At 42.8% G+C, this 21,002-nt stretch carries 28 protein-coding genes; 24 read left to right on the top strand and 4 right to left on the bottom strand.

Annotated features, from left to right (window positions below):
• Positions 1-10: 10 nt before the first annotated feature.
• On the top strand, positions 11-1,084 hold the full coding sequence (locus O0550_RS17675; protein WP_035318889.1) for a M24 family metallopeptidase: 1,074 nt from the start codon (positions 11-13) through the stop codon (positions 1,082-1,084).
• 41 nt (positions 1,085-1,125) lie between these two features.
• Positions 1,126-1,683: an elongation factor P gene (gene efp / locus O0550_RS17670; protein ID WP_003337912.1), complete on the top strand. Its 558-nt coding sequence runs from the start codon at positions 1,126-1,128 to the stop codon at positions 1,681-1,683.
• Positions 1,684-1,817: 134 nt separating this feature from the next.
• Here efp and O0550_RS17665 read toward each other — a convergent pair whose 3' ends face one another.
• Entirely contained in the window at positions 1,818-2,024 is a 207-nt protein-coding gene (locus tag O0550_RS17665; protein ID WP_258426954.1) for a DUF1349 domain-containing protein, read from the bottom strand.
• Positions 2,025-2,133: 109 nt separating this feature from the next.
• On the opposite strand from O0550_RS17665, the gene O0550_RS17660 reads away from it, so the two are divergent.
• Entirely contained in the window at positions 2,134-2,703 is a 570-nt protein-coding gene (locus tag O0550_RS17660) for a sigma-70 family RNA polymerase sigma factor (RefSeq protein ID WP_003343938.1), read from the top strand.
• Positions 2,694-4,871, top strand: coding sequence for a YcdB/YcdC domain-containing protein (locus O0550_RS17655; RefSeq protein WP_258426953.1), 2,178 nt, complete (start codon positions 2,694-2,696; stop codon positions 4,869-4,871). The genes O0550_RS17660 and O0550_RS17655 overlap by 10 nt, the downstream gene beginning before the upstream one ends.
• 143 nt (positions 4,872-5,014) lie before the next feature.
• On the opposite strand, the gene O0550_RS17650 is transcribed toward O0550_RS17655, so the two are convergent.
• The 3 genes from O0550_RS17650 to comA are packed head-to-tail and all read right to left on the bottom strand — an operon-like array spanning position 5,015 to position 7,055.
• Positions 5,015-5,485: a DUF441 domain-containing protein gene (locus O0550_RS17650; RefSeq protein ID WP_003337908.1), complete on the bottom strand. Its 471-nt coding sequence runs from the start codon at positions 5,483-5,485 to the stop codon at positions 5,015-5,017.
• Between the two features lie 38 nt (positions 5,486-5,523).
• The gene (locus O0550_RS17645; RefSeq protein ID WP_258426952.1) at positions 5,524-6,243 is read right to left on the bottom strand and encodes a 2-phosphosulfolactate phosphatase; all 720 of its coding nucleotides are present in this window, start codon (positions 6,241-6,243) and stop codon (positions 5,524-5,526) included.
• Positions 6,234-7,055, bottom strand: coding sequence for a phosphosulfolactate synthase (comA, locus tag O0550_RS17640; RefSeq protein WP_163244278.1), 822 nt, complete (start codon positions 7,053-7,055; stop codon positions 6,234-6,236). Before comA ends, O0550_RS17645 begins: the two co-directional genes overlap by 10 nt.
• Before the next feature lie 154 nt (positions 7,056-7,209).
• On the opposite strand from comA, the gene O0550_RS17635 reads away from it, so the two are divergent.
• The 20 genes from O0550_RS17635 (at position 7,210) to xseB (ending at position 21,001) form a co-directional block, all read left to right on the top strand.
• Entirely contained in the window at positions 7,210-7,476 is a 267-nt protein-coding gene (locus O0550_RS17635; protein ID WP_003337904.1) for a YqhV family protein, read from the top strand.
• Between the two features lie 54 nt (positions 7,477-7,530).
• Complete coding sequence (locus O0550_RS17630; protein WP_003337903.1) at positions 7,531-8,022, top strand: CD1247 N-terminal domain-containing protein; 492 nt, start codon at positions 7,531-7,533, stop codon at positions 8,020-8,022.
• Between the two features lie 137 nt (positions 8,023-8,159).
• Entirely contained in the window at positions 8,160-9,122 is a 963-nt protein-coding gene (gene spoIIIAA, locus O0550_RS17625; protein ID WP_258426951.1) for a stage III sporulation protein AA, read from the top strand.
• A complete protein-coding gene (gene spoIIIAB / locus O0550_RS17620) occupies positions 9,110-9,628 on the top strand; it encodes a stage III sporulation protein SpoIIIAB (RefSeq protein WP_003343923.1) in 519 nt (172 codons plus the stop codon). The genes spoIIIAA and spoIIIAB overlap by 13 nt, the downstream gene beginning before the upstream one ends.
• A 16-nt stretch (positions 9,629-9,644) precedes the next feature.
• Positions 9,645-9,848 (top strand): stage III sporulation protein AC, encoded by a 204-nt coding sequence (gene spoIIIAC / locus O0550_RS17615; RefSeq protein ID WP_258426986.1) that lies wholly within the window; start codon positions 9,645-9,647, stop codon positions 9,846-9,848.
• Between the two features lie 14 nt (positions 9,849-9,862).
• Positions 9,863-10,252: a stage III sporulation protein AD gene (spoIIIAD, locus tag O0550_RS17610; protein ID WP_003337898.1), complete on the top strand. Its 390-nt coding sequence runs from the start codon at positions 9,863-9,865 to the stop codon at positions 10,250-10,252.
• A 19-nt stretch (positions 10,253-10,271) separates the two neighbouring features.
• Entirely contained in the window at positions 10,272-11,456 is a 1,185-nt protein-coding gene (gene spoIIIAE, locus O0550_RS17605) for a stage III sporulation protein AE (protein ID WP_003343920.1), read from the top strand.
• 10 nt (positions 11,457-11,466) lie between these two features.
• Positions 11,467-12,183, top strand: a complete 717-nt coding sequence (gene spoIIIAF, locus O0550_RS17600) for a stage III sporulation protein AF (RefSeq protein ID WP_022585086.1) — start codon at positions 11,467-11,469, stop codon at positions 12,181-12,183.
• A gap of 29 nt (positions 12,184-12,212) precedes the next feature.
• Entirely contained in the window at positions 12,213-12,851 is a 639-nt protein-coding gene (gene spoIIIAG / locus O0550_RS17595) for a stage III sporulation protein AG (protein WP_003337895.1), read from the top strand.
• A 15-nt stretch (positions 12,852-12,866) separates the two neighbouring features.
• Positions 12,867-13,553: a SpoIIIAH-like family protein gene (locus tag O0550_RS17590; protein ID WP_003343917.1), complete on the top strand. Its 687-nt coding sequence runs from the start codon at positions 12,867-12,869 to the stop codon at positions 13,551-13,553.
• 178 nt (positions 13,554-13,731) lie between these two features.
• Positions 13,732-14,244 carry an acetyl-CoA carboxylase biotin carboxyl carrier protein gene (accB, locus tag O0550_RS17585; protein WP_003343916.1) on the top strand — a complete coding sequence of 171 codons (513 nt, stop codon included), beginning with the start codon at positions 13,732-13,734 and terminating at the stop codon, positions 14,242-14,244.
• A 15-nt stretch (positions 14,245-14,259) separates the two neighbouring features.
• Positions 14,260-15,615, top strand: coding sequence for an acetyl-CoA carboxylase biotin carboxylase subunit (gene accC, locus O0550_RS17580; RefSeq protein ID WP_003343914.1), 1,356 nt, complete (start codon positions 14,260-14,262; stop codon positions 15,613-15,615).
• A 65-nt stretch (positions 15,616-15,680) separates the two neighbouring features.
• Positions 15,681-16,112 (top strand): Asp23/Gls24 family envelope stress response protein, encoded by a 432-nt coding sequence (locus tag O0550_RS17575; RefSeq protein ID WP_003337891.1) that lies wholly within the window; start codon positions 15,681-15,683, stop codon positions 16,110-16,112.
• Between the two features lie 105 nt (positions 16,113-16,217).
• Entirely contained in the window at positions 16,218-16,787 is a 570-nt protein-coding gene (amaP, locus tag O0550_RS17570; RefSeq protein ID WP_003337890.1) for an alkaline shock response membrane anchor protein AmaP, read from the top strand.
• Positions 16,788-16,799: 12 nt separating this feature from the next.
• Positions 16,800-17,012, top strand: a complete 213-nt coding sequence (locus O0550_RS17565) for a DUF2273 domain-containing protein (RefSeq protein WP_003337889.1) — start codon at positions 16,800-16,802, stop codon at positions 17,010-17,012.
• A gap of 15 nt (positions 17,013-17,027) precedes the next feature.
• The gene (gene nusB / locus O0550_RS17560; protein ID WP_003337888.1) at positions 17,028-17,438 is read left to right on the top strand and encodes a transcription antitermination factor NusB; all 411 of its coding nucleotides are present in this window, start codon (positions 17,028-17,030) and stop codon (positions 17,436-17,438) included.
• Between the two features lie 16 nt (positions 17,439-17,454).
• The gene (locus O0550_RS17555; RefSeq protein WP_003337887.1) at positions 17,455-18,432 is read left to right on the top strand and encodes a tRNA (adenosine(37)-N6)-threonylcarbamoyltransferase complex transferase subunit TsaD; all 978 of its coding nucleotides are present in this window, start codon (positions 17,455-17,457) and stop codon (positions 18,430-18,432) included.
• A 95-nt stretch (positions 18,433-18,527) separates the two neighbouring features.
• Positions 18,528-19,379 (top strand): bifunctional methylenetetrahydrofolate dehydrogenase/methenyltetrahydrofolate cyclohydrolase FolD, encoded by an 852-nt coding sequence (gene folD, locus O0550_RS17550; protein ID WP_003337886.1) that lies wholly within the window; start codon positions 18,528-18,530, stop codon positions 19,377-19,379.
• A gap of 25 nt (positions 19,380-19,404) precedes the next feature.
• On the top strand, positions 19,405-20,760 hold the full coding sequence (gene xseA / locus O0550_RS17545; protein WP_258426950.1) for an exodeoxyribonuclease VII large subunit: 1,356 nt from the start codon (positions 19,405-19,407) through the stop codon (positions 20,758-20,760).
• The gene (xseB, locus tag O0550_RS17540) at positions 20,750-21,001 is read left to right on the top strand and encodes an exodeoxyribonuclease VII small subunit (protein ID WP_258426949.1); all 252 of its coding nucleotides are present in this window, start codon (positions 20,750-20,752) and stop codon (positions 20,999-21,001) included. The genes xseA and xseB overlap by 11 nt, the downstream gene beginning before the upstream one ends.
• Position 21,002 lies beyond the last annotated feature (1 nt).

Raw genomic sequence — 21,002 nt, 5'->3', positions numbered from 1 at the left:
AGAGATCATGATGTCACATCGTTTGGAAAAACTAAGAGCTGTATTGAAGGAACAAAATGTAGATGCACTCATTATTGAGAGCGAAGTAAATCGTCAGTATATTAGTAATTTTAGTGGTTCCACAGGATGGGCAATCGTATCTTTGGACCAAGCTAAATTTGTAACAGATTTTCGCTATATCGAACAAGCCACGAACGAATGTACAGGTTTTGAAGTCATTAATAATAAACGTCAAGCATTACCGACGATAAAACAAGTGCTCCAAGATATGAAGGTAGCAAAGGTTGGATTTGAGGCGGAACATACAAGCTATGCGACCTTTGAAGCTTGGAAGCAGACGTTAGACCATGTAGAGTTAGTGGCTACGAAGGGTCTTGTGGAGAAATTGCGTTTATACAAAGACGAAGCGGAAATAGCTATTATGAGACAGGCAGCCCAATTATCTGATGCTGCTTTTGCCCATGTGATCAAAATGATTAAACCGGGAATTCGTGAAATAGACGTAGCCAGTGAGCTGGAATACTATATGCGTAAGCACGGGGCAAAAGGCTCCGGCTTTGATATCATCGTAGCTTCAGGAAAACGCGGGGCCTTGCCGCATGGTCGTGCTAGTGAAAAAGTGATAGAAGCCGGAGATATGGTAACGATTGATTTTGGGGCACATTATAAGGGTTATCACTCTGACATGACACGTACCTTTGCTGTTGGCGAACCTGATCCGAAGATGAAGGAAATCTACGAGATTGTGTTACGGGCAGAGCTGGAAGGTGTGAATCGGGTAAAGGTTGGGATGACCGGTAAAGAAGTAGATGCATTGACGCGTGATATCATTAAAGAAGCAGGATATGGGGATTACTACGGTCATGCTGCTGGTCATGGCTTAGGAATGGACGTCCATGAGGCGCCTGCAGTCTCGATGCTTTCAGATACGGTGCTTGAGCCGGGTATGGTGATAACAATTGAGCCTGGCATTTATGTCGAGGGCCTTGGTGGAGTACGTATTGAAGATGATGTGGTATTAACTGAAAATGGAATCGAGATTCTGAACAAAACTCCAAAAGAGTTGCTGATTTTGCCGGTATAAATTATACTATGTAAGGTTGAGTTATATTTAGGAGGAAAAGCATGATTTCTGTAAACGATTTTCGCACTGGTTTAACTATTGAAGTTGACGGTAATATTTATTCAGTACTTGAATTCCAACACGTAAAACCAGGAAAAGGTGCGGCATTCGTTCGTTCCAAACTGCGTAACCTGCGCAATGGCAACGTAACGGAAATGACCTTCCGTGGTGGAGAAAAAGTAAACCCTGCTCGTATTGAATCAAGCACAATGCAATACTTGTATGCTAGCGGTGATGATTATACGTTCATGAATACAGAAACGTATGAGCAAATCACTTTTACCAAACAACAAATTGAGCATGAGTTGAAATTCCTTAAAGAAAACATGAATGTTCAAATCATGCAATATAATGGTGAGACGATCGGTATCCAGCTTCCAAACACAGTTGAATTGGAAGTTGCAGAAACAGAACCAGGTATTAAAGGTGATACAGCTACAGGTGCTTCTAAAAAAGCAACGTTGGAAACTGGCTTTATCGTAAACGTACCATTGTTCGTTAACCAAGGTGACAAGTTGATCATTGATACTCGTACTCAAGCGTACGTGTCTCGTGCATAAGTAAAATAACTACACAGAATAGCAAAGAGAAACTGCCGATTTTCGGTAGTTTTTTTGCTGTCTGATGCTAGCATCATTAAGGAATACATGAAAACAAGCCTCTAGTTTGAAGGAATCTAGGGCTTGTTTTTTTATTATTTCTCTGCTCGAATGTCACGTAATGTAATTCGTTCAAGCTGGAGAAAAGCAAAATCACTGGTTAAGCCTTCACCTGTGGGAGATTGAGAAACGATCCCTACTTTTACGGTAGCGCTAACTGGTAAACGGAAATATCTAACTGTTTGAAATTTTCCTCCATTCAAGGAAAAATGCAAGGCGAAGGTATCCCCTTTTCTAGCCATTTGTTTCTCACGTTTACATCATCAATAAAATTTTTACAATTAACTGTCATGCTTTTGATTTAGCGGGATCAAATAGACATACAAAACGAAAAGGGGGAGGCATTTCATTGTGTATGAGGATATAAAGCAGGCGGATCAGGATCTTGCTATGACGAGAGAGGCATATCTGGAATTCCTGATGGCAGAGTACGGAGAGAGAATTATTCAATTGGTGTATCTCATCGTAAAAGACCGTAATATGTCGGAGGATATCACACAGGAGGTATTTCTAAAGGCCTTTCGTGGGCTACATTCATTTCGAGGAGAAAGTAATGTAAAAACGTGGCTGTATCGAATTGCTATTAACGAAGCAAAAAAATACTTGCGTTCATGGTCCTTTCGGCGAATTTTCTCTACCTTCAAAAAAGAAGATGTTCTTCATAATCAATATGAAAAAACCGAACAACGAGTAGAGGAGACGGTAATTGGCAAACTGACAAAGGCAGAAATGGCAGAGAAGGTTATGTCATTGTCTCCTCAGTACCGGCAGATTATTTTACTGCATTACTATGAGGATTTTACAGTAAAGGAAATCGCGCAGGTGCTTGAAATATCCGCAGAGGCCGTTCGCACGAAGCTACATCGGGCACGAAAGAGCTTTAAGTCATTATTAGAAAGGGAGGGAGTAGAATGGATGTAGAAAAAGAGTTTCGTGAATCTGTCCAGACTGTAAGCCGGAATGCAGCTAAGGATGTGCGTTTTACCGCTGATTTAGAAAAAAGGATTAAAGACAAGGCCAGCAGGGGTGTGAGCAAACGTCATCGCAGACTTTATACAGTGGCCACAGCAGTAGCCTGTCTTGCTTTGGCGATAACGGTATGGAAATTGACACCTGCAGGATTACAGGAGATGTTGAAACAGTCGGCAACTGCTTTGACGGAGAAAAAGACGAACGCCATCGTTGAGAAAGCTCTACAGTCCCTTCAAAAAGCAATCCCTGATTTAAGTAGCTATCAGGTTAACATCAGGGAAACAACGGATAACAGAATTAATGTTCAGCTACGAGCAAAGGATGGTAAGCTTGCGAAGGTGGCTATCAACAAGGAAACTGGGAGTGTAGAAGTATTTAAGTGGTTTAAGGGAGATTCCTCTGAGCAAATTCCATCCAAAAAGATCGCTAAAGAAAAAGCGGATTTATTTTTGAAATCTCTGCTCGGTGATCATAGTGAAGAATATCAGCAGATTGCGATAAGTGAGATAAAGCCACCACAAAGTGGATACCTACAGTTGGATGTGAAAGGAATGAATGTCTCCTATCAACAGATGAAAAATGGAGAACCTGTTCCTTTCGCTAAGCTATCAGTATGGGTGGATGGTTCCGGGAGAATTGTTTCCTACGGGGAGCTTAACAAAGCAGAGCAAGCGATGCTTATCAAGCTGAAGGAAGCCATTCCTGAGTTAAATACCGAAGCAGCTTTGACAAACAAAGAGGTAGAGTCCTCTGGATACCATTTTTCATTAGCGAATGCTGATAAAGAAGGAAATACGGTAATGATCAGAACGGAGGGAAAAGGCGAATTATTGAAAAACTACCGACTGGAAAGCCCAAGAAATGAGAATGTTGAATGGGCACAAAAGTCGTTGATGAATGAAAAAGCGAATCTATTTTTACAGCATATGCTTGGAGACGATTTTACCAATTATCAAGAGGAAGGAACAGTTGACAGAGCTAGCTACATGCGCTTTTACAACGGATTGCCTGTACTAGAGGATAATCTTACCGTTGTGGTAGATAAAGCAGGACGTATCACTTATTACTCCAGAGCAACAGGCTTGTACGACCTAGCTAGTTTACCTGATCGTTCAAAAGCAATTTCTCAGAAAAAAGCGGAAGAAGCATTAACGCAAAATATGAAACTACGCTACATTGAGCGTTCAGTAGTCAAGCGTGATCCAGAAACACATCAGGTAATCGAAGAACGCCCGTTGCTTGACTATACTCCAACCGTTTCACATGTACAAATGGGTGAAATTCGCACACTTAACTGGTATATAGATGCAGGTACTGGAAAAGTAAAGCATGGAATGGGTAATAATGGAATTGATTATGATCGTCGTATGACACATGAGCCAATCAGACTCAAAGCCGTAAAACCAACGATGATCAAAACGAAGGAAGAAGCGGCGCGTCTATTGACGGATCAATTTGGAGTGAAGGTAACTGGCCTTCCAGTGAGTGAGAGGGAAGGGAAATCTAGGTTTGGGGCAAAACAGCATGTATTCCAATGGCAAACAAACAATGAGAAGCGCCTTGAGGTGGTTACGAATGCCAAAACAGGTCAGGTGGAGGAAATATATATCCCCAGAATTGATGGTAAGATCACCGTTTCTCAACAAGACGCCTTAAAGGAAGCGATCGCTACTCTGGAAAAATACGTAGATCCAGGGGTTACCGAAGTACAAATTAGCCAAATTCTAGAGCCGCAAGAGGCTAACCCTGTAAATTCAGGTAACTGGCATTTTTCATTCTTTAAGAGTCAGGATGGTGTACCGGTTATCGAACAATATCCTGATTTGGCTTATCAGGTTTCTGTTGACCCGTCTACGGGAAAGGTTAATGGATTCCAAAATCTTACACAATGGAAGGACAAAATTGTTCTGCCCGATAAGAGTCAAGTAGTTCCAGTAAAGGAGGCTGTACAGGAATACCTCAAAGTCATGCCGCTTCAATTAGCATATACCCTGAAGGGAGTCGATGGAGAGAAATTGTCAGAGCCAAAATTAATCTACGTTTCAATAGGCACAAAAGAGAATGCTGATAAACATATTTATTTAAACGCCATTACAGGAAAAGTAGAAGTGCGATAAACTCATAGAAACATGTAGCTGATCATACAAAAATACACCCGATCCTATGGCATTGGAAAGCTTAGAAGAGACAAACCGAGCTCCTAAGAACCAACGTCAGATAAGCGGGTGTATTTTTACCTTTTTCTTGTCATAACTAACCCTCACATTGCTTTGCCTATCCAGTCCAATAGTTTCATGAAAAAAGCTGTTATACCAGCAGCCATTAAAGGACCGACAGGCACTCCTCTAAAGAATACAATCCCAATAATAGAACCAATAACTAAACCTACAATTAACTGAGGGTCAGCACGTAGCATATCCAGTCCTTTTCCGTTTAGATGGGTAGCTAATATCCCCCCTATCAATGCCATAATCCCAACAACGGTGGTAAACAGTGGAGTTACATCCTTAAGCGATACCTTTTCACTGGCAAACGGCACGAGAACGGATACGGTTAAAAAGAGAAGGCCCAATTCCAGACCACGTCTCTCCACAGTCGGAAATAGGCGTTCTAACGAAGTTAATTTTAAGACCAACAATAAGCTAGCTGCGGTAGCAATGATAGGAGAACGACCAATCAGGCCAATAATGATGAGTACTACCAACATAATTTCACCGCTTGTGACATGCATTCTTCATCGAACCCCTGTCCTGTGTCTTCCTCTCAAACTTATGAGCCAAGCAGGGGGAGTATGCATTTTTCCTTACATACTGGAACGATTTTATAAAGATTGAGCTGACTAGCCATTTCGATATCTTCCTGATAATGATGCTGCTGTAGACGTTTTCCCGTTTTACTATTCATTATCACTTGTAAGAGGGAAGGAGCAAATGTCTGATAGGCTCCTCGCATTGCTTCCGCTAAATCACATACCTCGATGGAGGGGAGAAAACGCTTCGCCTCCTCCACTAAGTAGCCAGCACACAGACCATCCTCTAGAGCGAATTCCATTCGGGTCCCAGAGCAATATAAGGTGATATCGCGTTTTAATTGAAGGGCTTGAGCTATACAAGCTGATGCATTTAGAAAAGAAGCGATATACAAATTCTCAGCCTTCTCGGCTTTTTGCATGGCACGGGTACCATTTGTAGTGGTTAACACTAGATGAGGTGTCTGTTCCCAATTTACCTTTTTCATAGCAATCGGAGAATTATTTTCATCAAACGAGGTGATTTTTTTGCAATGGCGTTCCCCAGCTAGAATAGATTCAGATGTCCGTAGAGCCAGTGCTTGCCTAATTGTCTCAGTAGCACTAATGGACCGACAACCGTGAGCCAGAGCGCTGACAATCGTGCTAGTGGAGCGGAGTACATCAATGACGATGACGGTTCGATGGATGATCTGTTCTACTCGTATTTCTTCAACGGTGGGGACCAGCTCTATTCGCATACCAATCTTCTCCTGTCTTCTAATACCTGATAGGCGGTATCACCACGCAACCCACGACGCAGAGTTTCAAGAGATAAGAGATCTACAGGAGCAATGTTTCCTAGATTAGCGTCAAGTCCGATTGTCTTTAACAAGCCGACCTGTTGGGGTTTCTGCGGAGCTTCCCAGATTAGCCTAGTTGCTAGCGTAGAGGCTTGTTGTATGACTTGACGTACGAATTCTGAATCAATTTCGCCTTGTTTGTTATAAATTCCCACATTACCGCTTTCACGTGCTTCTACAATGACATAGTCGGCACCAGCATTCACGTCTCCCACGAGTGTTGACAGGAGCATTTCCTGATCAGCACGGAAGGTACTCGCCTTTTGACCATATTCTGAAAATACGCGAAAGCCCATTTCTCTAGCCATCGAAATCGCGTCATGCCTTTCCTGAGTGGAAATAGGCATACTTCCATCTGAAATTTCTACTGCGTTAAATCCAGCATCGCGAATTCGTTCCAGATATGTCTTAATCCCATCCTGTGTATAGGCTATTTCAAAAAAGGTTCCGCCCGGCATAATCGCAATATCTAGAGAGAGAGCTAATGTTAGCTTTTCTTCTAGCACAGAAAAAGGATAGAGAACAGAGGTTCCGAAGCCTAGTTTATAAATATCAATGTAGGAGGAAGCAGTGTGTAGCAAATCTTTCATGGCGTGCAAGCCTAATCCTTTGTCTATTACCATGGTAATTCCGGTATGACGTGGCTTACATTCTCGGGTACAGGATGGATCTACCCATTGAGTCGGCCAGAACGCAGTCTCTTTTTCCATTCGTAAGCTCTCTCCAATCCATAGGCATTTGTTTTACCATATGCAGTCTGTGTCTACATGGTCGAAGGGGTATAAGCCTATCTATTTTTGATTGCGAAAAGGACATAACAGCGGACAAGTTGCATAGAGTGGGTAAGAGAAGGGAGAGACGTGCATGTGGGAAAAGGCAATTATTGGGATGGCGTCCCTACGATTGTTGTCCGGCAGTATGGAAATTATTGTAGCCTTGCTCATCCTTAAGGTAAACCAAGTTGAAAAAGCATTGATCTATAATTCCAGCTTAGCGTTGATTGGTCCCTTAATCTTACTCACAACAACAACGATTGGAATGGTAGGTATATCTGACAAATTATCACTTACGAAAATACTATGGATTTTTATTGGGGTAACTTGCATTTTGATTGGCGTAAAAAGTAAATAGTGCTTGAGGGTTCTGGGGAATACTACCCACTAGCATACGTGAGGAGGTATTCATATGGAACATGTGGAACAGCATTTGGCTTATTTACAAGGATTACTGGAGGGACTGGACCCAGAACTAGCAGGGTTGGAAGAAAAAGCCTTGTACAGACTTGTACAGCTTTGTGATGATTTGGTAGCGGAAATGAGAACGATCCATGTACGTGTAGAAGAATGTGAACAATATGTTGAGGCTGTAGACGAAGATTTAACCGATCTGGAGTACCTGTTATACGATGATGATGAATTTTATGAAACGGTATACGAAGACTATCAAGAAGCGATGAATTACAGAGAGCGATTCTCCGATTTGGATGACTCGGACGAAGCGTATTATTACGAAGCGCTACACGATACAGATAGAAAAGGGACCGTTTCACATGTCCACGAATTAGAATGTCCTCAATGCAGAGAGGTTTTAATGGTGAAAGAAGAGGTTGATCCTGAGGGCTATCATTCCTATGAAATAACCAATCGCTCACATCGGGATGTTTATAACCCTTCCTAGTTCACTTCTACATGCATAAGAGTAGGTCACTCTAGTAAGGGAAAAAGTTGTACTAGTTTTCCTTGGCTTGATAGTCATAAATGTTGTCCCTTCCTGCATAGGATGAGATAAGTCTGAGTGGACAAAGGGGAGACTTTATGAAACATATCTTGTCTTTGTTGCCGACAGAGATTCGTGCCGTGATAGCCGCTCTGCCTGTAAACGTGCAAGAACATGTAGAAGAGATTCGACTACGACAAAATTTACCGATCGAGATTCGTTACGGACATCAGGCTAGTTATGTAACACCTTCAGGCCAGCTAACAGCCAATTTTCGCCAAGGGTGGATGTTTCGTGAGGATTCTAGCGTGAAATTGCTTAATCAGATTAGTCAGCACTCGCTTTATGCGCTGGAGGAAGAATTAAGACGTGGCTACATTACGGTTGTCGGAGGACATCGTATCGGTATCGCCGGCAGGGTGGTGTTAGAGCATGGAGATGTTAAAGGAATTCGAGATATTACCAGTTTTAATATAAGGATTGCCCGCGAGAAAAAGGGAGTTGCCAGGGACATTCTAGCCTATTTATTTGATCAGGGGCAATTCCAATCAACATTGGTGATCTCGCCTCCTCAATGTGGCAAAACAACATTACTTCGTGATTTGGCAAGAAGCATTAGTTACGGGAATGAGTGGTCTTCTAGCAAAAAAGTAGGGATTGTGGACGAACGCTCCGAAATAGCTGGATGCTACAATGGTATTCCTCAACGAGACGTAGGGCCGCGCACCGATGTGTTGGACGCTTGTCCGAAAGCGATTGGAATGATGATGATGATTCGTTCCATGTCACCTGACCTGGTTGTGGTGGACGAAATCGGAAGACAGGAGGACAGCGAAGCGATATGGGAGGCTTTGCATGCAGGGGTGGGAGTGTTATGCAGCGCTCACGGAATTTCGCTTGAAGATATCGCGAAGCGGCCTACGATTTCTCGTTTAATCAAGGAAAGGGTCTTTAAAAGGTACGTGATTCTTAGTCGCAAGCACGGAGCTGGCACAATGGATGGACTATACGATGAACACTTGCGATCGATTCAAAAGGAGAAGGTCATATGCTTAAGATAGGGGCAGCCATTGTAGTGCTAGTGTCAGCCTCTCTCATTGGTATCCAGCTCGGAAAGCGTTATAGCGACCGAGTGAAAGAATTAAGAGCTTTGCTTCACTCCTTGCAAATGCTAGAGACGGAGATCGTGTATGGAGCTACGCCCCTCTCGCTAGCCTTTGAAAAAATTTCTGATCGAGTGACCCACAGCATTGGGAATCTGTACAAGCGGGCTAGTGAGCTATTGCAAACAAATGCAGGCGAATCCACTCAAATGGTCTGGCAAACCGCATTAGAGCAGACGTGGAGCTTAACTGCACTGCGAAAAGAGGAGAAGGAAATTTTAAAGAACCTAGGCTATGTGATGGGAAATTCTGATCGAGAGGACCAGAAGAAACATCTGCAACTAACAGTCTTTCATTTACGAGGTTTAGAAGAAGAGGCCAAGGAAGAACAGCTCAAGTATGAAAAAATGTACAAAAATTTAGGATTTTTAGGCGGACTTCTCATTGTCATATTAATGATGTAAGAGCGAGGTGTGGGGCGTGGGCTTTGATTTGACTCCAGTGTTTCAAATTGCCGGCGTTGGGTTTATCATTGCGATAATTCAGACGGTGCTAAAAGCCTCAGGAAAGGAAGACATTGCTCAATGGGCGACGTTGGTCGGATTTATCATTGTGTTGTTTATGGTAGCGCATTATCTAGGTGATTTATTTACCGAGGTCAAACGAGTCTTCCTTTTTAATTAGGGGGTGAGGAGCCGTTGGACATCGTACAAATTGTCGGTCTGGGCTTAGTAGCAACGCTTCTCGCCCTTGTTATCAAAGAACAAAAACCCTTATTCGCCTTTTTATTGGCTATCGTAAGCGGTGTCATCATTTTTACCTTTTTAATTGGAAAGATATCTGATGTTATTCGTGTTTTAGAAAAGTTAGCTGTCCATGCAGACCTCAATCTTGTGTTTCTTAGCACGATTCTAAAGATTATTGGGATTGCTTACATTGCCGAATTTGGAGCGCAGGTGACAAGAGATGCTGGACAAGGGGCAATCGCCTCCAAAATTGAATTGGCTGGCAAAGTGCTAATTCTTGTCATGGCTGTTCCCATTATTCAAATCATTATTGAAACAGTCGTCAATTTACTGCCTGCTTAAAGGGAGGTGAGGATGAACGATGGCGCACAGATGTACCCTCTTGCTCCTGTTTCTTCTGCTATTCTTTGCAAATGGTGCCATCGCAGCATCATCAAATCCCGAGAATTTTTCGCCAGTAGAAAAAATGGTCAAGCAGCAGACGGAGCATTTAAATCTACAACAAATTGAGACTTTTTGGAAAAAGACATTGGACCAGTATGAGGGGTACCTGCCAGATCTGAAACAAAAAGGCTTCATGCAACTGCTGATGGAGGATGGCAGTTTGTCACCATCAGGGATGCTTAAAGGTATTTTAAAATTCTTCTTTCATGAAATTCTGATGAATGGGAAGCTACTCAGCTCGATCATCATCATTACGGTATTCGCGATGCTACTAGAATCCATGCAAAATGCTTTTGAAAAAAATACAGTATCCGTCGTAGCTTACGCTATTGCTTATCTGGTTCTGATGGTGCTTGCGATGAATAGCTTTCATGTGGCGATTACCTATGCCAAGGATGCCATTCAAGGGATGTCAGACTTTATGCTTGCCATGATACCGCTTGTACTTGCCTTGCTTGCTTCCATGGGTAACATGGCCTCAGCAGCTATGTTCCATCCTATTATTGTCTTCATGATCAATATAAGCGGGTTTCTCATTTCCACGATCATTTTTCCGCTTTTATTTCTCTCAGCCATGCTGTCTATTGTGAGTCTATTTTCAGAAAGATATAAAGTAACACAGCTCGCGATCTTGCTTCGAAATGTAGCCATGGGAGTGATGGGTTCCTTTTTAACAATCTTTCTTGCCATCTTGAGCATTCAGGGAGCTACCACAGCAATGGCAGATGGGGTCACGATTCGCACAGCAAAGTATATCACAGGTAATTTTGTACCTGTGGTAGGGCGAATGTTCACGGATGCAGCAGATACCGTCGTAAGTGCTTCTGTTCTTGTTAAAAATGCAGTGGGACTGGCTGGTGTGATCATCCTGCTCCTCTTATGTGCTTTTCCAGCTATGAAAATTCTGATATTGGCCCTTATCTATAATTTTTCCTCAGCGATACTGCAACCGTTGGGAAATAGCCCGATTATCAAAGCACTAGGTACAATCGGTAAAAGTCTGCTGTATGTTTTTGCAGCCCTAGCAACAGTTGGATTGATGTTCTTTTTAGCCATCACCATCATTATTGCAGCTGGAAACATATCCTTGATGGTTCGGTAGGTGAAATGAAATGGAATGGTTGAATCTCTGGTTGCGAAAGGTTGTTCTGCTAGTGTTGTTAGCCGCCTTTCTGGATCTTATTCTGCCCAATACGAAGATACAGCAATACGTGAAAATGGTGATGGGTCTTATTATTTTGCTAACAATCATGTCGCCAGTCTTCTCTATATTTCAAATTACTCCAGATGAAATAGCCACAAAAATTGGCATGTACCAAAACGAGCAGAACAAGAAAAAGCAAGAGAAACAGTCACAGTGGGAGCAATTAACCCAGAAATTAATTCAAGCTAAAGATGATCAAATGAACCAATATGTCTCCTCACAATTAAGTAATCTGCTTGCTGAAAAGGTAAAGCTGACTTTTGGAGTGACGCTCTCAGATGTAGCGATTCGGTTTGCATCGCATGGCACCAGAGAACAAGCAATAAAAGAAATTACGGCAACGATTGGGCCCGATCAACCTCCTACAAATAAAGCCCGGCAAGAACGGAAGGAAGGGATAAATCCACCTATTGAAAAAATTACGCCGATCCAATCTGTTGAAATAAATCTAAATAATCAACAAGAAAGAAGTGAGAGAAAGGATGAAGCCGTTGTAGCTTCTGCTTCGGTGGCAAAACAAGACCCGCTTCATGCAGAGATTGCGGCGTATCTTGCCAAGGAATGCGGTGTGGAAATAAAGCAGGTCCAAATAATTGCTCCCAAACGGGAAGCGGAAAAGCGCTGATTGGGCGGTATCTGAAAGGGGGACCCATTATGCTGAATTCATTAAAGAAACTGATTCAATCCAAGGACGAGCCAAAAAAGATGAAGCCGCTTCATTATTTTATTATCCTGCTTTGCTTAGGGGCGGCATTCATGATCTTTACAGATTTTTTGTCGTTCACCCCAGATATAGCACGAGAACAAGAAGGTACCTATAGTTCTGTACAGCCTCCTGATGATCCGGTTAAAAGTGCTCCCGCTTTCTCTTCTCATGCAACAGGTGGCGATTTAATTCGGGAATACGAGAATCGTTTTGAGACCCAGCTCAAGGATATTTTAGAAAAGGTAACAGGAGTAGGCTCTGTAGAAGTGATGGTGAATCTCGATTCGACTCCGGAAGTGGTGGTAGAGAAAAATCGAGAACAACGACAAGCCACTACAAATGAAACCGATAAAGAAAAAGCGACTCGCGCTCAAAGTGACCAATCCCGCAACGAACAGGTAGTGATCATGAATGGTTCCAAACAAGAACAGCCTGTCGTAGTGAAAACCTTAAAACCTAAAGTGAGAGGAGTGCTGGTTGTAGCAAAAGGAGCCGAAAACATTCAGGTGAAAGCGTGGATTACAGAAGCCGTGCAGAAAACATTAGAAGTACCTGCTTATAAAATTTCTATTTTGCCCAAAAAATAGTAGGAGGGATTTCAAATGATTTTACGTAAACAAACAGTCTGGTTGTTAACAATGCTTGCGGTAATGGTCGTGTTGTCCGGATATTATATGGTTAAAGGTCCAAATGATCAGGTGCCGGCAACCACTGATCATAAAGAAGCACAAAAGGAAGATCAATCGATTACAGGGATTGAAGTAGATACCAAGCAATTAGACCAGCCAATGCAAGATGCAAAACCTGTTGAAAGCAAAGGTGAAGTAGATAAAGCTACAGCACAGTCTTCTGGCAAAGATGTTGAGAAGCCGAATCAAAAAGCCGCCAATAAAACTCCAGCCACAGCACCCGATACGACGACATTACCTGCACCAGAATCAGCCGATGTTTTCCAAGGATATAAGCTGAAACGAGAAGCGATGACCCAATTGCAAAAGGATGAGCAAACAGCTATTATGACCAACTCCAATTCAACTCCTCAAGCGATAGCAGAAGCAAATGCACGTTTAGAGGAATTATCCACGCTTGAGCAACAAACACTAGCGTTAGAAGAGCTAATCAAAACAAAGGGCTATAAGGATTGCGTAGTAAATACCCAAAAGGACAGCGTCAGCATTATTGTGCAGAAGGATAAGGTCGATTCAAAGGAAGCAATTAAATTGATTGCTCTTGCCAAACAACATTTAAATGTTCCAGGCAAAAATATTACAGTTAGTTTTCAACCCTAAGGGGGAAATAGGATTTCTTTCTCGAAATTAGTTATGAATGAGAAAGAAATCCTTTCTTGACGTTCGCGTGACAAAAAGTTACCATAAATTTTATGACCAGCTCATAACATGCAATCATAATCGTCATTCTAATCGACAAAAGAGCTGAATTATTGAATGAACAAAGGGGTGCTAGGTAGTGTTTAAACTGCATGAGATCCGTGAAATTATCAAATTGCTGGACCAATCCTCCATTAAAGAATTTGAGCTTGAGGCGGATGGCTCTAAGCTCTCTATTAAAAAAAGCGGCGGAGTAGAAGCATCTCAACCAGTTGTTGTATGCACTGAGCCTGTTGCTTATACATCAGCTCCAGCCGAGCAACACGCACCGAAAATGGAAGCTGCTGTTGCACCACAACAAGCTCCTGCAGCACCAGCTGTTGCGGCTCCATCAGTAGAAAATGAGGCTAATTTGCATAAAATTGTTTCTCCAATGGTAGGTACATTCTACATATCTCCAGAACCAGGAGCACCAGTCTATGTAAATCCGGGTGATCGAGTTACGCCAAATAAGGTTGTATGTATTGTAGAAGCAATGAAATTATTTAATGAAATCGAAGCAGAAGTGACTGGCGAAATCGTTAAAGTCCTAGTAGAAGATGGACAACTAGTAGAATACGGTCAACCTTTATTCTTGGTAAAGGCACAATAATTGGAGGAGAACGCGATGTTTCAAAAGATTCTCATTGCCAACCGCGGTGAAATTGCCGTGCGCGTTATCCGTGCATGCCGCGAATTAGGTATCCAAACGGTTGCTGTATACTCTGAGGCAGATCGAGAAGCCTTGCATGTAAAGCTCGCGGATGAGGCTTACTGTATAGGACCTACTGCTTCGAAAGACAGCTATTTAAATATGGCAAGTATCATGAGTGTTGCGACCAAAGTGGGAGCAGATGCGATTCATCCGGGATATGGATTTTTAGCAGAGAATGCTGATTTTGCTGAGATTTGCTCGGCTTGTAACATCACTTTTATCGGACCAGATCCAGAAGCAATAACTGGTATGGGAGATAAATCCACAGCTAAAGATACCATGAAGCGTGCAGGGGTTCCTACTGTACCGGGTACGGACGGGCTGATCGAAAGCATTGCTGAAGCTTTGGATACGGCAAAAGAGATAGGATATCCTGTTATGGTCAAGGCTACGGCAGGCGGCGGCGGTCGAGGCATGCGAGTAGCTGTAGATGACGAGGATTTAGAGAAAGCAATTCGTCAAGCTCAAAATGAAGCAAAAACCGCATTTGGAAATGCTGGCGTTTATTTAGAAAAATTCGTTGAAGGTCCTCGGCACGTGGAGATTCAAATCATGGGCGATAAGCATGGTAATGTGGTTTACCTTGGAGAACGTGACTGCTCCATTCAACGACGCCACCAAAAATTAGTCGAAGAAGCTCCATCTCCAGCGCTAAGTCAAGAGCTGCGCAAACAGATGGGAGAGGCTGCTGTAGCTGCTGCTCAAGCTGTAAATTATCATGGTGCAGGTACGGTAGAATTCCTATTGGACAAACACGGCCAATTCTACTTCATGGAAATGAATACTCGTATTCAAGTAGAACATCCGGTAACTGAAATGATTACAGGGATCGACCTTATTAAAGAACAAATCAATGTTGCATATGGCAACCAATTGTCCTTTACACAGGACGATATCGTCTTGGACGGCTGGTCCATTGAGTGCCGTATCAATGCTGAAAATCCGGCAAAAGGCTTTATGCCATCACCGGGTAAAATTGAGGGCTACCTAGCACCGGGTGGATTTGGTGTTCGAATTGATAGCGCTGTATACCCTGGATATACGATTCCGCCTTACTATGATTCCATGATTGCCAAGGTAATCGTTTGGGGAAAAACGCGTGAGGAAGCGATCGAGCGCATGAAGCGCGCTTTGCAGGAATTAATGATCGAAGGCGTTCATACGACAATTCCTTTCCACTTAAAATTATTAGAGCATGATGTTTTTATCAGTGGACAATTTGATACAAAATTTTTAGAGACATACGATCTTCATTTGAATGATCTCTAGGATGTTTGCAAAAAATCACACCCCGCTGTTATAATGAGGTGTAATTGAAAAGGGAGGTGCGAAGCGTGGAATTCATAGATGCAGAAGAGACAAAATCAGAGCTTGGAAAAATCCAGATCGCTCCCGAAGTCTTGGAAGTTATTGCTGGTATGGCATCTGCTGAAGTTGAGGGAGTTGCCCATATGAGCGGTGGATTGGTTGGAGATTTCGTTGAAAAGTTAGGGAAAAAAAACGCAGCCCGAGGAGTTCGTGTAGAAGTAGGCTCCAAAGAAGCAGCAGTTGACGTTTCCATTATCGTAAAATACGGCCATCGAATTCCCGAGGTAGCTCGAAACATTCAAGATAGCGTGCGAAACGCGATTGAAGCGATGACTGGGCTATCAGTGGTGGAAGTAAATGTACATATCATCGATGTTGAATTAAAATCCGAGGAAAAAGTACAACCAGCAGCAACTCCACCTGCTACACAAACGGAAGAATATCAGCGGGTTCGATAAACCTTATTAGGAGTGCCCCCAGCTTAGGGGGCATTTTTCCTACTGGTCGAGCATGCTGATCAGAGTTCTTTGCTGGTTGATGTTTCCTACAAAGGAGAGGCGCGCATGAATCTTTTTGACCGGTTTATCCTAACAATTTACAGTATTGCGCTCACAGCGGGCTCAATTATTGCGATTGGTGTCATTACTCGTCTAATTCAGCCGTACTATGTAGAAGCGGTGCTTCGTGAATTGTATAATGCGGATATGATTAACATTCCCTATCTAATTGTAGCTGTCATCTTCTTGGTGATTAGCGTTCGGTTTATTTTCAGTGCGTTTCCACAGCGAAGGGTACGAGAAGAAAAAGGGATTTATCAACGCAATGAGAATGGAATGGTAAATATCAGCTTTGCAACAATCAAAGCGATTGCAGAACGCGCAGGGCGAAAGGTTCGTGGGGTTCGCGATCTTACCACCACAATTCGCTCCATGGAAAACGGGAATGCGATCATTTTGAAAATCACTGTAGATGGTGAGTCCCCAATTCCTGAAATGACGCAAACGTTGCAAACCGAAGTAAAACAGCAAGTGGAAAGCATCGCTGGCGTTGACATCGCAGAGGTGACTGTTGTGGTAACGGAAGTCGTCTCAAAGGAAAATAATGTCGCCGTTCGAAACAGAAAGTTGGATTAGAGGGTGAATAGGATGCTTTGGGAGTTATTATGGGAACATAAGGGGAAACTGTTAGGAGTTCTGGCTGGTTTTCTTTTTGGTATCATTTATTTGATAGTAGGCTTCTGGAACACGCTAGTTTTCATTGTGTTTATTGGGACAGGCTACTTTATCGGACAAAAACTGGATCGAAAAGAAGACCTGCGAGAAATTCTCGATCGGATTTTACCTGGCAAATTTAAATAGTAGGTGACTAAGTACATGAAACGCAGAATTGCACGCGAAAAAGCGGTTCAAATCCTTTTTCAAATCGACATGGCTGAGGTTGAGCTACACCATGCTTTACAGATGGTAATGGAAGACAGCTCACAAGATAATAAATACCTTTTGTACCTGGTAGAAGGCGCATTAAATAATTTAGATTCCATTGATGAAGCAGTAAAACAATATCTGCGTGGGTGGCAATTGGATCGTATTGCAAATGTAGATCGAGCGATTTTACGCCTTGCCTTTTTTGAATTGATGTTTGAAGATGGAGTACCTGCCCGCGTAATAGTGAATGAAGCGATTGAGCTAGCGAAGCTGTTTAGCGACGATCAGTCTTATCGTTTTGTGAATGGCGTGCTGTCTAATTATCTGCAAAGCAATGAAAGAGTAGAAACTCAAGAATAAATGATAGGTGAAGCGAATGAAAAACGTGATGGTAGGAATTGACACCAGCAATTATCGGACATCGCTTTGCCTTGCTACAGAAGACGGTGAGATTGTCGCAGAAGCCAAAAAACTCTTGCGTGTGAAAGAGGGAGAACGGGGTTTGCAACAATCGGAAGCCGTCTTTCAGCATGTGATGAACCTTCCTGAACTTTGTGATCAACTAAAATTACAAGAGTATCAAGTAAAGGGGATATGTGTGAGTGAAAAACCTCGTCCGAAAGACGGGTCCTACATGCCAGTTTTTAAAGTGGGTGAAGGTCTAGGTAAATCACTTTCTTTATTTTTGCGTGTCCCTCTTTATCTGACAACGCATCAGGAAGGTCACATCGCGGCAGGCGAGTTTACTGCTGATGACCGACCAGCTAATGACCGATTTTTAGCTGTCCATTTATCTGGAGGAACCAGTGAAATTCTTTCGTGCAAACGCATTGAAACAGGCTACCAGATAGATATCATTGGAGGAACGATCGATCTGCATGCAGGACAACTAGTAGATCGTATAGGAGTAGCTTTGAAACTGCCTTTCCCTGCAGGCCCTTATCTGGAGGAACTGGCAAAAGAGGTAGATCGCGCAGAGACCTCAACAGAGGAGTTCAGGGTATCCTCTTCTGTAAAAGAACTTACCTTTAGCTTCTCTGGTCCAGAAAATGCTTTATTACGAGCAATCAAAGAGAAAATGGCAACACCAGCTCAGATTGCACGTGCAACGGAGCAGTGCGTGGCTAACAGTTTAGAAAAAGCCTTGCGCAATGCGATGGAGGCTGGCCACGGTCGAGAAGTTCTGATTGTAGGCGGTGTGGCTGCTAACCTATACATACGTGAACGCTTGATTAAGCGACTCGAACATCCAGCGGTTAAGGGCAAACTCTTTTTCTGTGATCCTGCTTATACAGGTGATAATGCCTATGGTGTGGCTATGCTAGGGTGGATGAAAGCTAAAGGCGAACATTAAAAGTCTTTTTGTTAAAAAAATTCGTCTTTACACCTGTATCCTCTTTCCGCTACACTTACTGTATACAGATGAACGAATATGGAGGAGTGACAAATATGACAGCCCAAGTAATCAATGGTAAAGAGTTTGCAAAATCATATCGTGAACGAATCAAACAAGAGGTGGCAGAACTAGTTGATAAAGGGATTCAACCTGGTTTGGCTGTTGTTTTAGTTGGTGATGATCCTGCTTCTCAAACGTATGTGAACGGTAAAATCAAAGCGTGTGAGGAAACGGGGATTTACTCTAAGTCATTTCGTCTTGAAAGTAATGTAACACAACAGGAAGTAGTAGATTTAGTAAAGGAATTAAATCAAGATCCGAACATTCATGGTATTTTGGTACAATTACCTTTACCAAAGCATATGAACGAGGAAGCGATTATTGATACGATTTCCCCGGAAAAGGATGTAGATGGCTTTCATCCGATCAGCGTAGGGAACTTATGTATTGGCAAAGAGACATTTCTTCCTTGCACGCCACATGGTGTAATTGAGCTGATTAAAAGTACAGGAATTAGTATGGAGGGTAAGCATGCTGTAGTAGTCGGTCGCAGTAATATTGTAGGGAAACCTGTTTCTTTATTACTGTTACATGAAAATGCTACGGTTACTATGTGTCATTCTCGTACGAAAAACCTAGAGGAACATACTCGTCAGGCAGACATATTGGTGGTTGCAGTAGGAATCGCTCACTTAATCAAGAAAGAGCATGTAAAAGATGGCGCTATTGTCATTGATGTTGGAATGAATCGCCTAGATGGCAAGCTGACTGGAGATGTTTTGTTTGATGAAGTGAAGGAAGTAGCGAGTCATATCACTCCAGTTCCAGGTGGCGTTGGTCCAATGACAATTACAATGCTCATGCAGAATACGGTCATCTCGGCAAGGCGTAAACTAACTGTATAATTGTAGATAGAGGAAGGGATCGTTTATGAAGCCAGCAGAGGTCATGTCTGTTGCGGAGTTAAACCGCTATGTGAAGCGTATGATGGAGGGAGATCTTAGGCTAGCTGATGTTTGGGTTCGTGGAGAGATATCCAACTTTACGCATCATCACAGCGGTCATATGTACTTCACGTTAAAAGACAAGGATTCACGGCTTAAAATCGTGATGTTTGCTAGCTATAACCGTTTCCTTACATTTATACCGAAGAATGGAACCAAAGCGATTGTGCGTGGTTCCATTTCTGTATTTGAAAGGGACGGAGCATATCAATTATATGCAAGGGAATTACAACCCGATGGGATAGGGGCTTTGTTCCTTGCTTTTGAACAATTAAAAGAAAAACTACAGCAGGAAGGTCTGTTTGCTTCTGAAAGAAAGCGGGCTTTACCGCTGTTTCCGAAAACAATCGGAGTGGTTACTTCACCTACAGGAGCAGCAATACGAGATATTATTACTACAATTAAGCGCAGGTACCCTCAAGCAGAAATTATGCTTGCTCCAGCAATTGTACAAGGTGTTGAGGCCCCTGCTTCTATCATCCGTGCCATCAGACATATCAATCAGTATCAAGTAGATGTTATGATCGTGGGTCGAGGAGGAGGTTCAATTGAAGAGCTTTGGGCATTTAATGACGAGGCCGTTGCCAGAGCGATTGTAGCTTCTCAAATACCTATAATCTCAGCAGTTGGCCATGAGACAGATTATACAATTGCAGACTTTGTTGCTGATATCCGAGCGGCCACTCCGACGGCGGCAGCCGAGTTAGCCGTACCTCATTATTTAGAGTGGCTGGAGAGAATTAAACAGCTAGATCATCGACTGGCTCGTGCTCTCCAAACTCAGCTTCAAGAGAAGCGCACCCATTTACAACGATTACAGCAATCGTATGGACTAATAAATCCATTGCGCCGAGTAGAGGAGCGACGACAACGAATTGACGAAGTAACGCTACGTCTTAGTGCTATGGTGAAAATGAAAGTAGTCGGTAAACGTGAGCAACTCAGCCATGTGAAAAAACGGTTAAAACAAATTCGATTGGAGCGACAGGTGGCAGAAGGACGAGGCCAAGTCAATCGAATGGAGAGCCAATTAACACAGTATATGAAACAAAAAACGGAAAGATCAAGGCAAGCATGGCTGTCTTTGGTCCAGCATTTGGATGCCTTGAGTCCGTTAAGGGTTATGCAACGTGGCTTTAGCCTATCCTATAAAGACGATACATTAATCAAATCTGTTGAAGGAATTGAAGTGGGAGATCAGCTCATGATACGATATCAAGATGGGAAGATCATGACAACGGTAACAGACATAGAGCGAAAGGAAGAGAACCATGGCTCGTAAAAAAGCAGCACAGGAAACAGAGCTTTTATTTGAAGAAGCAATGCAACGGCTGGAAGATGTGGTGCGTCAGCTAGAAGAAGGCGATGTTCCTTTAGAGAGAGCGATTGAGTTGTACCAAGAAGGAATTCAATTATCTCGTCAATGTGCAACAAAGCTAGATGCAATTGAAGCCAAGGTAATTCAGCTTGTAGACCAAGACGGCAGCATATCCGAGCGTCCGTTCCATGTAGAGGAGGACTAGC

Source organism: Brevibacillus halotolerans (assembly GCF_026891775.1).
Lineage (GTDB): Bacteria > Bacillota > Bacilli > Brevibacillales > Brevibacillaceae > Brevibacillus_B > Brevibacillus_B halotolerans.
The sequence above is the reverse complement of the archived record's forward strand: the minus strand, read 5'-3'. Positions and strand labels throughout refer to the sequence as shown.